Genomic DNA, 14,953 nt, shown 5'->3' with positions numbered 1-14,953 from the left:
TCGGTTCCGGGCGCGACGCGCCTGCGCCCGCGCGATGGAAATGCTGGCCGAGAGGATAGAGGAGAACAGTTGTGCAACTCTTTGCGCACTCGGCCTCCCGGCCGCATCAACGCTGACCTCAATAAATTTGTAACAGAAAATTTCCAGAATGCCGACGCGGACGCCCCACCCCATCCGCGGCATTCACGTCCGCCAGGACGGGCCAGGCGTCCGCCGCCTCCGAGCGCCTCAGGCGTAGCGCTCGTGCCCCCAGGCGAGGAGGCTTTCCAGCAGTTCGCGGATGACCGCGCGGGTCGCTTCGGCGAGGTCCGCGCGGTAAGCGAACGGGGCCTGCTCGTCCATGTAGGTGCACTGCGCCAGCTCCAGCTGGACGGCATGGACGTGCTGCTCCGGCTGGCCGTAGTGGCGGGTGATGTGGCCGCCCTTGAAGCGCCCGTTGAGCACATGGCTGTAGCCTTCGGCGGCAGCGCAGACCGCCTCCAGGCGGGCCGCCAGCGCTGGATCGCAACTGGCGCCGGCGTTGGTGCCGAGATTGAAGTCGGGCAGTCGGCCGTCGAACAGGTGCGGCACGTGGGAACGGATCGAGTGGGCGTCCCAGAGCAGCGCGTAGCCGAACTCGGCCTTCAGCCGCGCCAGTTCCTCGGCGATGGTCCGGTGGTAGGGCGTCCACACTTCGGCCAGGTAGCGCATGCGTTCCTCGGCGGACGGCGCCATGCCTTCGCGGTAGAGCGGCCGGCCGTCGAACAGGGTGTCCGGATACAGGCCGGTAGTGGCGGTGCTGTACAGCGGCTTGTCGTCGGAAGGGCGGTTGAGATCGACCACATAGCGCGAATAGTGGGCAGCCAGGGTGCTGGCGCCCAGTTCCTCGGCGAAATCGTAGAGCCGGGGAATGTGCCAGTCGGTATCGGTCAGCGCCCGCGCCTCCTCCACCAGGCCGGCGTCCACCGCCGGGGTCAGGCGCGTGCCGGGGTGCGGCATGCTGATCAGTAGCGGCACGCGGCCGCGCTTGAAACTCAGGACTTCATCCACGGTATACCTCCTCGGCGTGGCGAATGACACGTTTCGGCAGATCGCCCAGCCAATAGGCCAGCTCCGCCGGACGCTCGATGTCCCAGGCGACGAAGTCGGCCAGCTTGCCGACCTCCAGGCTGCCGTGGCGGGCTTCCAGCCCCAGCGCCCGGGCGGCGTGCAGGGTGACGCCGGCCAGCGCCTCCTCCGGGGTCAGGCGGAACAGGGTACAGGCCATGTTCAGCATCAGGCGCAACGACAGCGCCGGCGAGGTGCCGGGATTGAGATCGCTGGCAATGGCCATGGCCACGCCGTGCCGGCGCAGGGCATCGATCGGCGGCAGCTGGGTCTCACGCAGCAGGTAGAAGGCGCCCGGCAGCAGCACCGCGACGGTGCCCGCCTCGCCCATGGCGCGGGCGTCGTCCTCGGTCATGTACTCCAGGTGGTCGGCCGACAAAGCCCGGTAGCGCGCCGCCAGGCTGGAACCGTGCAGCGAGGATAGCTGCTCGGCGTGCAGCTTCACCGGCAGGCCCAGCTCGCGGGCGGCGATGAATACCCGCTCGACCTGCGCCGGGGAAAACGCCAGGTGCTCGCAGAAGGCGTCCACCGCGTCCACCAGTCCCTCTCCGGCCAGCGCGGGGAGCATCGTCGAGCAGATATGCTCGATGTAGTCGTCGGCGCGCCCGGCGTATTCCGGCGGTAGCGCATGGGCAGCCAGGCAGGTGCTGCGCACGGTCGCCGGCAGGCGTTCGCCGAGGCGGCGGATGACCCGCAGCATCTTGCGTTCGCTGGCCAGGTCGAGACCGTAGCCGGACTTGATCTCCAGCGCCGTCACGCCGTCGCGCAGCAAGGGCTCCAGGCGCTTGCGCGCGCTGGCCAGCAATTCTTCCTCGCTGGCCTCGCGGGTGGCGCGTACGGTGCTGGCGATGCCGCCGCCGGCGGCGGCGATCTCGGCGTAGCTGACGCCCTCCAGGCGCTGCTCGAATTCGCCGCTGCGGTTGCCGCCGAACACCGCGTGGGTGTGGCAGTCGATCAACCCCGGGGTCAGCCAGGCGCCATCGAGGTCGATGCGTTCGGCGTAGTCGTCGGGCGGCAGTTCGGCGCGCGGGCCGATCCAGTGGATCAGCGGACCGTCGGTGACCAGGGCGGCGTCCTCGACGATCGAGTACTTGCCGCCCTTGAGGGTGGCGGCATGGCAATGCTGCCAGAGTCGTTTCATTGCAGGTCTCCTATGCTCGCGGCCAGCCGGGCGAGACTCTTCCGCTCGCCGAGGATGGCCGCCGCGCTGGCGATGTCGGGAGCCAGCCAGCGGTCGGTGTCGTACGCGGGCACGCGCTCGCGCAGGATGCCCCAGGCCGCCGCGGTGCCCTGGCCGAAGCGTTGCGGGGCGAGGAATTCGAAGGCCTGGGCGGCCAGCAGGTACTCGATGGCGAGGATCCGCCGGAGGTTCTCCAGGGCCCTGCCAAGCTTGAGCGCGGCACTGGTGCCGAGGCTCAGGTGGTCCTCCTGGAGCGCCGAGGTGACGAAGTTGTCGACCACCGCCGGCTGCGCCAGCTGGCGGTTCTCGCCGGCCAGGGAGGCGGCGACGTACTGGGTGATCATCATCCCCGAGTTGACTCCCGGCTTGCCCACCAGGAACGCCGGCAGGCCGCTGACCAGCGGGTTGACCAGGCGATCCAGGCGCCGCTCGGCGACCCCGCCCAGCTCGGCCACGGCGATCGCCAGCAGGTCGGCGGCCATCGCCACCGATTCGCCGTGGGGATTGGCCTGGGATACCACCCGGTAGGCTTCCGGCGTACCCAGCAGCAGCGGGTTGTCGGTGGCCGAGTTGAGTTCGGTCTCTATCTGCCGCGCCGCGTGGGCCAACTGGTCACGGCAGGCGCCATGGATCTGCGGTATCGAGCGGATGCTCAGGGCATCCTGGGTGCGGATGCCGCGGGCGTTCTCCAGTACCTGGCTGCCAGCCAGCAAGGCTCGCAGATTGGCGGCGACCCGCTGCATCCCGGGATGCGGCTTGAGCGCAACGATCTCGGCGTCGAACGCCGCCAGTTGGCCGCGCAGGGCCTCGAAGCTCATCGCCCCGATCACGTCGGCCCACTGCGCCAGGCGCTGCGCGTCGTCCAGGGCCAGGCAGGCGAGGCCGGTCATGCACGGCGTGCCGTTGACCAGGCAGAGCCCGTCCTTGGCTCCCAGGCGCACCGTCGCCAGGCCTTCTGCCGCCAACGCGGCGGCGGCCGGCACGACGCTGCCGCGGTAGCTGACCTCGCCGATGCCGAGCAGGGCGATGCCGACGTGCGCCATGTGGGTCAGGTAGCCCACCGAGCCCTGGGCCGGCACCTGCGGGGTAATCCCGTGGTTGAGCAGCGCCAGCAGCCCTTCCACCAGCGAACGGTCGAGCCCGGACTTGCCCTGGCTGTAGTTGGCGACGGCGGCACAGATGATCGCCCGAGTCTGTTCGTCGCGCAGCGGCTCGCCGACCCCGCAGGCATGGCTGAGCAAGGTGTTGCGCGACAGCTCGGCGAGCTGCTCGCCTTCCAGCAGGACGTCGCACAGCGCGCCGAGGCCGGTACTGATGCCGTAGGCACGCTCGCCATTGGCGACGATACGGCAGACGATGGCGCGGGCATTGTCGATCCGTGCCCAGGCCGCCGCCGACAGTTCCAGGCGCGCACCGTGCCGGGCCACCGCGACCAGTTCCTGCCAACGCAGCGGACCGTCGCCGAACACGACGCTCGGTAGGTCGCTCATAGGTTCGCCACCCGCCGCTGGACGAAGCGGTCGACGTAGTCGTCGGCCGGCTGGTGGAGGATTTCCCGTGGTGTGCCGACCTGGATCAGCTGGCCGTCCTTGAGGATCGCGATGCGGTTGCCGATGCGTACCGCCTCGTCGAGGTCGTGGGTGATGAAGACGATGGTCTTGTGCAGGGTTTTCTGCAGTTCCAGCAACTGGTCCTGCATGTCCGCGCGGATCAACGGGTCGAGGGCGCTGAAGGCCTCGTCCATGAGGATGATCTCAGTGTCGGCGGCCAGCGCGCGGGCCAGGCCGACACGCTGGCGCATGCCGCCGGAAAGCTGGTGCGGATAGGACTTCTCGTAGCCCTTCAGGCCCACCGTGGCGATCCAGTGCAGGGCCCGCTCGTGGCACTGCGCCCGGCTTTCGCCGCGAACCTTCAGGCCGTAGGCGACATTGTCGAGCACGCTCTTGTGCGGCAGCAGGCCGAAACTCTGGAACACCATGCTGATCTTGCGCCGGCGGAATTGCCGGAGGGCTTCCATGTCGTAGCGCAGGATGTCCTCGCCATCCACCAGGATCTCGCCGCTGGTGGGGTCGATCAGGCGGTTGAAATGGCGCACCAGGGTCGACTTGCCGGAACCCGACAGGCCCATGATCACGAAGATCTCGCCAGCACCGATGGTCAGCGACAGGTCGTTGACGCCGACCACGCAGCCGGTCTGCGCCAGCACTTCGGCCTTGCTGCGTCCCTGGCGGATCAGCGCCAGCGCGGCATCGGCGCGCGGGCCGAAGATCTTGAACACGTTCTTCACTTCGATCTTGTTCATCTGCGCACCGCTCATTTGCTCGTCTCGTGCCGGGAACGGCCGTAGGCCTGGGTGATGCGGTCGATCACCACCGCGAGGATGACGATCGCCAGGCCGGCTTCCAGGCCCTTGCCCACGTTCAGCGTCTGGATGCCCACCAGTACGTCTTCGCCGAGTCCGCGGGCGCCGATCATCGAAGCGATCACCACCATCGACAGGGCCATCATGGTGGTCTGGTTGATCCCCGCCATGATGCTCGGCAGGGCCAGCGGCAACTGCACGCCGAACAGCTGCTGCCAGCGATTGGCGCCGAAGGCGTTGACCGCCTCCATCACCTCGCTGTCGACCTGGCGGATGCCCAGGTCGGTGAGGCGGATCAGCGGCGGCGCGGCATAGATCACGGTGGCGAAGATCGCCGGCACCTTGCCCAGGCCGAACAGCATCAGCACCGGGATCAGGTACACGAAGCTGGGCATGGTCTGCATGATGTCCAGCAGCGGCATCAGTACCGCGCGCAGGCGGTTGCTGCGCGCGGCGAGGATGCCCAGGGGGATGCCGATCAGCACCGAGATGAAGGTCGCCACCAGCATCAGCGCGAGGGTCTGCATCAGCTTGTCCCAGAGGCCGACGGCGCCGACCAGGAACAGCAGGCCGGTGATCACCAGGGTCGGCAGCAGGCGCCGGGTGGCGTGCCAGGCGATCGCCGCGACGATCGCCAGCAACAGCCACCAGGGCGTGGCGCGGAGTAGCCCTTCGAGGTTGACGATGGCCCACAGCAGGGTGTCGGAGATCTTGCGGAACAGGTCGCCGTAGTTGGTCACCAGGGCGTCGACCCAAGCGTTGACCCAGTCGGCGATGGAAAATGTCAGGCGTTCGGGAAACATGGTCTGCTCTCGTCGGTCGTGGGTTCAGAGTGCCGCTTCGATCTTCTTCGCCGCGTCCTCGTCGACCCAGGCGTGCCAGACCTCGGGGTGCTCCTTGAGGAACTCGCGCGCCAGGCGCGCTGCATCGATCCTGTCCTTGGCCATCCGCGCCAGGTCGCTGTTCAGCAGCTCCGCCGGCAGGTTGACCTTCTCCAGCACCGCCACCAGCTCCGGCGCCTGGTCGTGGAAGGTCCGCGACAGGCCGACCTGGATCCTGATGCGCTTGTCGACGCCGGGCCTTTCCTCCAGGCGCACCAGGTCGGCGCGGCCCATCAGCGGCGTCGGCGACCAGTAGTAGAACAGGATAGGCTCGCCGCGCCGATAGCTCGACAGCACCGCCGCGTCCAGTGCCGGGCCGGTGCCCGGACGGAAATTGGTGAACGTCTCCTCCAGGCCGTAGCTTTTCAGCATCTCGCTGTTCTCCAGCTCGCAGGTCCAGCCGGCCGGGCAATTGTAGAAGCGCCCCTTGCCCGGTTCTTCCGGGTCGCGGAAGACCTCGGCGTACTGCGCCAGGTCGGCGATAGAGCGCAGCTTCGGCGCCTTCGCCTCGAGCTTGCGCTGCGGGTCGCCCTCGATCACGTAGCGCGGCACGTACCAGCCCTCCACCGCGCCGACGATGGGTTCGCCGACGCCGACCACCTTGCCGGCGGCGGCGGCCTTGTTCCAGGCGTCGCTGCGGCCGATCCACTCCTCGGCGAAGACCTGGATGTCATTGGTGCTCAGCGCCTGCTCCATGGTGATCGAGTTGCCCGGCAGGCTGTCGGTGGTACAGCCGTAGCCCTTGGCCAGGACGAACTGCATCAGCTCGGTGAGCAGGGTCCCGCTCTCCCAGTTCAGCCCGGCGAATTTCACCGCCTTGCCGGACTCGCACCAGCCTTCCGCCTGGGCGCCCGCCGCGGCGGCGAGCAGGCCGAGGGCACAGAGAACACTCAACATCGACTTCTTGTATCGCATGGTTCGACGCTCCAGATGCACGATTGGGAAAGGCAGTTGGAAAACCTGCGGGCCGCGCCCGGGGGAACGGCCTCGATCGTTGTTATTGGCCGGCGGCTCAGGCCGCCGTCGGTTCCGTCACAGCCCTCCCTGGGCCTGAAGCACGCCATGCGCGGCATCGCCCTTCGGCCTGACCCAGCGCCGGTAGGCGATCACCAGCACGGCGATCCAGATAGCCCCGACCCACAGGGCCGGGCGGGTGTCCGGGAAATAGCCGAGCACCACGAAGATGAACAACATGAAGACGATCGCCGCCGCCGGCGCGAATGGCCACAGCGGCACCGGGAACTTCAGCGCGGCGACCTGGCGCGGCCCCATGCGCCGGCGCATGCCGACCTGGGCCAGGAGGATCATCAGCCAGACCCACACGGTGGCGAAGGTAGCGATGGAAGCGATCAGCAGGAATACGCTCTGCGGGATCAGGTAGTTCAGCGCCACGCCGAGCAGCAGGGCCACCGCCATCAGCAACACGGTCATCCACGGCACGCCGTGCCGCGACACCCGCGAGAAGCCGACCGGCGCCTGGCCCTGGCGGGCCATGCCGTAGAGCATGCGACCGGCGCCGAAGATGTCGCTGTTGATCGCCGAGATCGCCGCGGTGATCACCACGACATTGAGGATCGCCGCGGCCGACTCGATCCCCAGGCCGTCGAAGATCTGCACGAAGGGACTGCCGTTGCTGCCGATCTGCTGCCAGGGGAAGATCGCCATCAGCACGAACAGGGTCAGCACGTAGAACAGCAGGATGCGCAGCGGCACCGCATTGATCGCCCGCGGGATCACCCGCTGCGGGTCCTGCGCCTCGCCGGCGGTGATGCCGATGATCTCGATGCCGCCGAAGGCGAACACCACCACCGACAGCGAGGCGACCAGCCCGGCCCAACCGTTGGGCAGGAAGCCGCCGTGCTGCCACAGGTTGTGCACGCCGGTGGCGGACGTCACCGCGCCGTCCAGGCTGAAGCCGAAGAACATGATGCCGAGCCCGGCGAGGATCATCGCGACGATGGCGCCGACCTTGACCAGCGACAGCCAGAACTCCAGCTCGCCGAAGACCTTGACATGGCAGAGGTTCAGCCCGCCGATGAACAGCACGATGGACAGTACCCAGATCCAGCGCGGCACGTCGGGAAACCAGAACCCCATGTAGATGCCGAACGCGGTGACATCGGCGAGGCAGACGATGATCATCTCGAAAGCGTAGGTCCAGCCGGTGACGAACCCGGCCAGGGGGCCGAGATAGCTGCTGGCGTAATGGCCGAACGAGCCGGACACCGGCTCGTGCACCGCCATCTCGCCGAGCGCGCGCATCACCATGTACACCGCCGCGCCGGCGACCAGGTAGGCCAGCAGCACCGCCGGCCCGGCCATCTGGATGGCCGATGCGGAACCGTAGAACAGGCCGGTGCCGATCGCCGACCCCAGTGCCATGAAACGAATATGACGGGCGTTCAGCCCGCGCCGAAGCCCCGTGTCGTGCGTCATCCCTCGGCTCTCCTGTTGTTGTTCTTGCTGGAGCGCCCCGGCCGAGCGGCCGGGGGCGGGTATCAAAGGCTCGGCAACAGCCGGGCCGGCAGCAGCGCGTTCAGGCAACCGCTGGCGAGCAACTGGCTGGCGGCCTCGATATCAGGGGCGAAGAAGCGATCCTCCTGGTAGTACGGCACCTTGTCGCGCAGCAGGCGGCGAGCCTGCTCCAGCTTCGGCGAACTCTTCAGGCCCTCGCGGAAGTCCAGGCCCTGGCAGGCGCCCAGCCATTCCACGGCGAGAATCCCGCGGACGTTCTCGGCCATCGCCCAGAGCCGTTTGCCGGCGTTCGGCGCCATCGACACGTGGTCTTCCTGGTTGGCCGAGGTCGGCAGGCTGTCGACGCTGGCCGGATGGGCCAGGGCCTTGTTGTCGCTGGCCAGCGCGGCGGCGGTGACCTGGGCGATCATGAAGCCGGAGTTGACCCCGCCGTTGGCCACCAGGAACGGCGGCAACTGCGACATGTGCATGTCCATCATCAGCGAGATGCGCCGCTCCGACAGCGAACCGATCTCGGCCAGCGCCAGGGCCAGGTTGTCGGCGGCCATCGCCACCGGTTCGGCGTGGAAGTTGCCGCCGGAGATCACGTCGCCCTCGGCGGCGAATACCAGCGGGTTGTCGGAGACCGCGTTGGCTTCGATCTCCAGCACCTCGGCGGCCTGGCGCATCTGGGTCAGGCAGGCGCCCATCACCTGCGGCTGGCAACGCAGCGAATAGGGGTCCTGGACCTTGTCGCACTTCTCATGGGAACGCGCCACCTCGCTGCTGGCGGTGAGCAGGTCGCGATAGGCCGCGGCCACGTCGATCTGCCCACGCTGGCCGCGCGCGGCGTGGATGCGCGCATCGAACGGCGCCCGCGAACCGAGCATGGCCTCGACGCTGAGCCCGCCGCAGACGGTGGCGGCGGCGAACAGGTCCTCGGCCTCGAACAACCCGCGCAGCGCGTAGGCGGTGGACACCTGGGTACCATTGAGCAGGGCCAGGCCTTCCTTCGCCGCCAGGGTCAGCGGCTCCAGCCCGGCCACCGCCAGCGCTTCGGCGGCCGGCAGCCACTCACCGCGATGGCGCGCCCGGCTTTCGCCGATCAGCACCAGCGACATGTGCGCCAGCGGCGCCAGGTCGCCGGACGCACCCACCGAGCCTTTCAGCGGGATGTGCGGATAGACCTCGGCGTTGATCAGCGCGATCAGCGCGTCGATCACCTTGCGGCGGATGCCGGAGAACCCGCGAGCCAGGCTGTTCACCTTGAGCAGCATGACCAGCCGCACCATGGCGTCGTCCAGCGCCTCGCCGACGCCGGCGGCATGGGACAGGACGATGGAGCGCTGGAGCTTCTCCAGGTCGGCCGGGGAGATCCGCGTCGAGGCCAGCAGGCCGAAACCGGTGTTGATGCCGTAGGCGGTGCGGCCCTCGGCGATGATGTTCTCGACACAGGCGACGCTGGCGGCGACCGGCGCGTCGGCGCTGGGATCCAGGCTCAGGCGCACGGGGGCCAGGTAGGCTTGGCGCAGGTCGGCCAGGGTCAGTTGGCCGGGTTTCAGATGCAGGCTCATCGAAGGCTCCTTGTTCGGTTCGGCGGGCTCGGCAGCGCCGTCCGCCGGCGGCGTTTCATGGGATTGAAGGCGGCCGCGCCGCCCTGGAAATTCGTCTCAGGCCCCGTGCGCGGGACGTTCGAAGGCGCCGGGATCGGCCGGCAGGATCATTCGCGCCGGGGCCTGGCGCGTGGCCTTGCGCCGCGCCACCAGGTAGTAGAGGACCGCCGGCACCAGCAAGCCGATGATCCAGGAGATATCCACGCCGCCGAGGTGCTCGACCATCGGTCCGGTGTACAGCGTGGTCGCCAGGAACGGCATCTGCACCAGCACGCCGAGGGTATAGACGGCGATTCCCGGCAGGTTCCAGCGACCGTAGCGGCCGTCGGGGTCGGCCAGCGCGGGCACGTCATAGCGCTCGCGGGTGATGAAGTAGTAGTCGACCAGGTTCACCGCGCTCCACGGGGTGAAGAAGGTCAGCAGGAACAGGATGAAGGACTTGAACGCAGCGAGGAACGAGTGCTGGCCGAGCAGCGCGATGAGCGTCGAGGCGCCGACGATCGCGAGGACGAAGAACAGGCGTTGCACGCGGGTGATCTCCAGTTGACCGCGTACGCTGCTGATGATGGTCGCGATGCACATGAAGCTTCCGTAGGAGTTCAGCGTGGAAATGGTCACCTTGCCGAAGGCGATGCTGAAGTAGAGCAGCGCGGCGACGGTCCCGCTGCTGCCCAGGCCGACGATGTAGGCCACCTCGCGGCCGGCGAACTGACCGTTGGCCAGGGCTGCGGAGAACACCCCGAGGACCATCGAGGCCTGGGCGCCGAGCACCGAGCCGAGGCCGACGGCGAGGAAGGTCTTCCACGACGAGGTGGACGCCGGCAGGTAGCGTGAATAGTCGGCCACGTAGGGGCCGAAGGCGATCTGCCAGGACGCCGCCAGGGACACCGCGAGGAGGAACGAGGCCCAGCTGAAGTGGCGGATGGCGAGCAGATCGCCGATGTCGCTGAGCAGCATCAGGCGGCTGAACAGGTAGACGAAGGCGATGATGCCGAGGACGCTGGCGATCCGCCCGATGATGTGGATGACGCGATAGCCGAGCACCGTCACCAGGACGATGAAGGCGGCGAAGATGAAGATCCCGGCGCTGTCGCTGAGCCCGGTGAGCTGGCCGATGGCCTGGCCGGAAAGCACCGTGCCGGTGGCGGTGAAGCCCAGGTACATCAGGCACACCAGGGCGATCGGGATGCAGGCGCCGTAGACGCCGAACTGCACCCGGCTGGAAATCATCTGCGGCAGCCCCAGGCGCGGCCCCTGCGCGGCGTGCAGGGCCATCACCGCACCGCCGAGGAGCTGGCCGATGAGCAGGCCGACCAGCGACCAGAACACGTCGCCGCCGAGGACCACGGCGAGGGCGCCGGTGACGATGGCGGTGATTTGTAGATTAGCCCCCAGCCAGAGGGTGAACTGGCTGTAGAGGCGACCGTGACGCTCGTTCGCCGGGATGTAGTCGATCGAGCGCCGTTCGATCAGTGGCTTGCTGTCGCTGCCCTGGGTCATGCTGCTGTACTCCGCTGCGGCTCGCGCGCCGCCATTCTTGTTGTGGCCTGGTCGGGACAGTGGGCGGCCGCCCCCACGCCCCGCCGGCGTGGAGGCGGTTTCCGAGGTCAGCGCTGGGCGGTGATCATCGGCAGGTTCAGGCCCTGCTCCTTCGCGCAATCGATGGCGACCTGGTAGCCGGCGTCGGCGTGCCGCATCACCCCGGTCCCCGGGTCGTTGGTCAGCACGCGGGCGATGCGTTCGGCGGCCTCGTCGCTACCGTCGCAGACGATCACCATCCCGGAGTGCTGGGAGAAGCCCATGCCCACGCCGCCGCCGTGGTGCAGCGAGACCCAGGTGGCGCCGCTGGCGGTATTCAGCAGGGCATTCAGCAGCGGCCAGTCGGACACCGCGTCGGAGCCGTCCTGCATGGCCTCGGTCTCGCGGTTGGGGCTGGCCACCGAGCCGGAGTCGAGGTGGTCGCGGCCGATGACGATCGGTGCGGACAGCTCGCCGCTGCGCACCATCTCGTTGAAGGCCAGGCCGAGCTTGGCGCGCAGCCCCAGGCCAACCCAGCAGATGCGCGCCGGCAGGCCCTGGAAGCTGATGCGCTCGCGGGCCATGTCCAGCCAACGGTGCAGGTGGGCATCGTCGGGGATCAGTTGCTTGACCTTGGCGTCGGTCTTGTAGATGTCCTGCGGGTCGCCCGACAGCGCGGCCCAGCGGAACGGACCGATGCCGCGACAGAACAGCGGGCGGATGTAGGCCGGGACGAAGCCGGGGAAATCGAAGGCATTGGCCACCCCCTCTTCCTTGGCCATCTGGCGGATGTTGTTGCCATAGTCGAAGGTCGGCACGCCCTGCTGCTGGAACGCCAGCATGGCCCGCACGTGTACCGCCATGGACTGCTTGGCGGCCTTGACCACGGCGGCCGGGTCGGTCTGCGCGCGGTCGCGGTACTCTTCCCAGCTCCAGCCGGCCGGCAGGTAGCCGTTGAGCGGATCATGGGCGCTGGTCTGGTCGGTGACCATGTCCGGGCGTACGCCGCGGCGAACCAGTTCCGGAAGGATCTCGGCGGCATTGCCCAGCAGGGCGATGGAGATGGCCTTGCCTTCGGCGGTGTAGCGCTGGATCCGCGCCAGGGCGTCGTCCAGGTCCTTGGCCTGCTCGTCGACGTAGCGACTGCGCAGGCGGAAGTCGATGCGGCTCTGCTGGCACTCGATGTTCAGCGAACAGGCGCCGGCCAGGGTCGCCGCCAGCGGCTGGGCGCCGCCCATGCCGCCAAGGCCGGCGGTAAGCACCCAGCGGCCCTTGAGGTTGCCGTCGTAATGCTGGCGGCCAGCCTCGACGAAGGTTTCGTAGGTGCCCTGGACGATGCCCTGGCTGCCGATGTAGATCCACGAACCGGCGGTCATCTGGCCATACATCGCCAGGCCCTTGGCGTCCAGTTCGTTGAAGTGTTCCCAGGTCGCCCAGTGCGGCACCAGGTTGGAGTTGGCGATCAGCACCCGCGGCGCGTTGGCGTGGGTCTTGAACACGCCGACCGGCTTGCCGGACTGTACCAGCAGGGTCTCGTCGTCGTTCAGTTGCTTGAGGGTCTCGACGATCCTGTCGTAGCACTCCCAGTTGCGCGCGGCGCGGCCGATGCCGCCGTAAACCACCAGTTCCCTGGGGTTCTCCGCGACCTCCGGGTCGAGGTTGTTCATCAGCATGCGCAACGGCGCTTCGGTCAGCCAGCTCTTGGCGGTCAGCGTAGTGCCGCGCGGGGCGCGGATTTCAATATCGCGGAATTTGCTCGGGGTGGTCACGGCAGGCTCCTGGGCGTGGCGTTCAACGGGCGGCGCCCCGCGAGGGTGCGCCTGAATTCGGGGACGAAGCAGAGGTCGGGCTGGGTCTACCGAACACATCTATGCTTGTACATACAAGTATAAGCAAAGGAAGGGCCAATTCTGCCGTCACGCCCTCCGGCGATATCTGCACACCCCCGTGAATCTCATTCAACACGTTGATTTTTCTGGAGTTAAGAATTAGCGAAGGTAGCCTCTCCCCCGGGAGAAGGAGCCTGCCGGAACGGCCCTGGATGCACGTGGTCGAAGCGTGCGCGCACCGGTTTGGGGCCTTCGGTAACACCGTTCAGCGCAATTGCGGGTAACCCCAGCCCTGCGCCTGACGCTCGTAGTCGAGGAGAATCCGGTAATGCTCCTCGCCGGCCGGGAGGAAGCTTTTCAGCGCCAGTGTCGCGGCCAGGTGCGGGCACTCGATCAGCGTCAGGTTCAGCGCTTCGAACAGCTCGCGGCGTTGCGCCGCACTCCAGTGCAGCGAGGTGATCAGCGGCAAGGCCGGGCTCGGCGCGCTGCGCCCGAGCACGCGCAGGCCGGCCAGGCGCTCCGGTGCGTGGCGTTGCAGGTAGCCGAAGGTCACTGCATCCACCGAGGTCAGCTCGACCTCACCCGCCGCCACCATCGCCAGGCTGCGCAGGTGGCCGCCGCTGATGCGCACTTCGGCGAAGAACGCCGAGTCTCGCCCCAGCGGCGCCAGCGCATGGCGCAGCAGGTTCATGCCGCTGTTGGAGTCGCGGTCGTTGAGCGCCAGGCGGGTATTGCGGAAGTCGCCGAGGCGCTGGCGCGCCTGTCCTTCGGCGGCGACGAACAGACTGCAATGCTCGCCGGGAGCGCAATCGGGCAAGTCGTAGCTGGGCACCGCGAGCACCGCCACCTGGCCGCGCAACTGGGTCATCAGCGGATAGCCGCAGGTCTGCGCGAACAGCAGGTTAGGCTGTCGCCACTGCACCGCCAGATCGGCGGCGGCCGGCGCGTAACGGCGCACGCCCAGGCGCCGGCAGACCTCGCCGATGAAGGTTGCGCCGGCCTGCCTGACGCAGTCCGGCTCGACATACATGTCCAGCGCCGCCACCACCGGGGTATCGATCATGCTCTCGTCCGCCTGCCTTCAATGCTCGGGATGCACCGGCGCATCCACCGGCCGCCAACCGTGGCGCCGCCATAGACGACCATAGCCGGGCAGGTGGAAATCGCCACTGCGTCGCCGGTAGGCACGGCGGCTTGCGTTATACACGCGCGGCAGCAGGTACCAGGGCAGGCCCGGCAGATCGTGGTGGACCAGATGCAGGTTGTTGTTGAGGAACAGCAGCCGCCACGGCCACCCCGCCTCGACCAGCACGCTGCGCTGCGCCGGCTCGCGGGCCGGACGGTGCTCGTAGAAAGAGCGCAGCATGCTCAGGCCGAGGGCCGGATAGGCCACCGCCGGCAGGTACAGCCAGGGCGGGATACCCGCCCAGCGCCAAAGCCCGGCCAGCAACCCGCCCAGCAGCACGGCATGCAGGCCCCACAGGCGCCAGGCGGCGCCCTCTCCCTGGCGCAACCGCGAACCTTCCAGGCGCGCCATCGCCGCCAGGGCCAGCAACGGGCCGAGGGTGGCGCGACCGAGCAGGGTCTTGTCCAGGCAGAGCCAGCGCCGCCGCCAGGAGCCCAGGCGCGGCCACTCGGACAGACTGACGTAGCGACTCTCGGGGTCCAGCCCCGGGTAGGTCAGTTGCTCGTCGAGGTGGTGCCGCAAGTGGCTGTCACGGTACAGCGGATAGGGATACCAGACGGCCAGCGGCAGATAGCCGAGCACGGCGTTGAACCTCGGCCAGCGGGTCGGGTGGCCATGGATCAGCTCATGCTGCAACGACATGTAGAGGGAGGCAAACGGCACCAGCCCCGCCAGCACCGGCCAGCCCCAATGCCGATACTGGCTGGCGAGCAGTGCCCAACCGCCGTACAGGCAGGCGACCAGCAGCCAGGTCGGCCATTCGCTGCGCGCCTGGAAGGTATCCTGGAGCCGCCGCACCAGGGTGCGCTGACGCCCGCTCAGGTAGTGCGCCATGAAGGCTGGC

12 protein-coding genes are annotated in these 14,953 nt (G+C 68.3%); all 12 read right to left on the bottom strand.

All coding sequences use genetic code 11. The annotated features are described in order from the left end of the window. Positions 1 to 228: 228 nt before the first annotated feature. A complete protein-coding gene (gene hutG, locus HMPREF2924_RS00930) occupies positions 229 to 1,029 on the bottom strand; it encodes an N-formylglutamate deformylase (protein ID WP_003117997.1) in 801 nt (266 codons plus the stop codon). After that, positions 1,022 to 2,227: an imidazolonepropionase gene (gene hutI, locus HMPREF2924_RS00925; protein WP_003135836.1), complete on the bottom strand. Its 1,206-nt coding sequence runs from the start codon at positions 2,225 to 2,227 to the stop codon at positions 1,022 to 1,024. The genes hutG and hutI overlap by 8 nt, the downstream gene beginning before the upstream one ends. Then, positions 2,224 to 3,756 (bottom strand): HAL/PAL/TAL family ammonia-lyase, encoded by a 1,533-nt coding sequence (gene hutH / locus HMPREF2924_RS00920; protein WP_003101754.1) that lies wholly within the window; start codon positions 3,754 to 3,756, stop codon positions 2,224 to 2,226. The genes hutI and hutH (HMPREF2924_RS00920) overlap by 4 nt, the downstream gene beginning before the upstream one ends. After that, positions 3,753 to 4,583: a quaternary amine ABC transporter ATP-binding protein gene (locus tag HMPREF2924_RS00915; protein WP_003135837.1), complete on the bottom strand. Its 831-nt coding sequence runs from the start codon at positions 4,581 to 4,583 to the stop codon at positions 3,753 to 3,755. Before HMPREF2924_RS00915 ends, hutH (HMPREF2924_RS00920) begins: the two co-directional genes overlap by 4 nt. Next, positions 4,580 to 5,431 carry an ABC transporter permease gene (locus tag HMPREF2924_RS00910; RefSeq protein WP_003095946.1) on the bottom strand — a complete coding sequence of 284 codons (852 nt, stop codon included), beginning with the start codon at positions 5,429 to 5,431 and terminating at the stop codon, positions 4,580 to 4,582. Before HMPREF2924_RS00910 ends, HMPREF2924_RS00915 begins: the two co-directional genes overlap by 4 nt. A gap of 24 nt (positions 5,432 to 5,455) precedes the next feature. Beyond that, entirely contained in the window at positions 5,456 to 6,424 is a 969-nt protein-coding gene (locus HMPREF2924_RS00905) for an ABC transporter substrate-binding protein (protein WP_003095948.1), read from the bottom strand. Between the two features lie 117 nt (positions 6,425 to 6,541). Then, positions 6,542 to 7,945: an amino acid permease gene (locus HMPREF2924_RS00900; protein ID WP_003135838.1), complete on the bottom strand. Its 1,404-nt coding sequence runs from the start codon at positions 7,943 to 7,945 to the stop codon at positions 6,542 to 6,544. A 62-nt stretch (positions 7,946 to 8,007) separates the two neighbouring features. Further along, positions 8,008 to 9,537, bottom strand: a complete 1,530-nt coding sequence (gene hutH, locus HMPREF2924_RS00895; protein ID WP_003095952.1) for a histidine ammonia-lyase — start codon at positions 9,535 to 9,537, stop codon at positions 8,008 to 8,010. Between the two features lie 96 nt (positions 9,538 to 9,633). Continuing rightward, positions 9,634 to 11,076: a purine-cytosine permease family protein gene (locus HMPREF2924_RS00890; protein WP_003095954.1), complete on the bottom strand. Its 1,443-nt coding sequence runs from the start codon at positions 11,074 to 11,076 to the stop codon at positions 9,634 to 9,636. Between the two features lie 107 nt (positions 11,077 to 11,183). Next, positions 11,184 to 12,863, bottom strand: a complete 1,680-nt coding sequence (gene hutU, locus HMPREF2924_RS00885) for a urocanate hydratase (RefSeq protein ID WP_003095958.1) — start codon at positions 12,861 to 12,863, stop codon at positions 11,184 to 11,186. Between the two features lie 325 nt (positions 12,864 to 13,188). Next, positions 13,189 to 13,986, bottom strand: coding sequence for a phosphate/phosphite/phosphonate ABC transporter substrate-binding protein (locus HMPREF2924_RS00880; RefSeq protein ID WP_003095961.1), 798 nt, complete (start codon positions 13,984 to 13,986; stop codon positions 13,189 to 13,191). Between the two features lie 18 nt (positions 13,987 to 14,004). Continuing rightward, the gene (locus tag HMPREF2924_RS00875) at positions 14,005 to 14,943 is read right to left on the bottom strand and encodes a fatty acid desaturase (protein ID WP_003095963.1); all 939 of its coding nucleotides are present in this window, start codon (positions 14,941 to 14,943) and stop codon (positions 14,005 to 14,007) included. Positions 14,944 to 14,953 lie beyond the last annotated feature (10 nt).

Origin of the sequence: Pseudomonas sp. HMSC063H08, from assembly GCF_001813645.1 — a bacterium.
GTDB lineage: Bacteria > Pseudomonadota > Gammaproteobacteria > Pseudomonadales > Pseudomonadaceae > Pseudomonas > Pseudomonas aeruginosa.
Note: the sequence above shows the minus strand (reverse complement) of the source record. Positions and strands in the feature narration are given on the sequence as shown.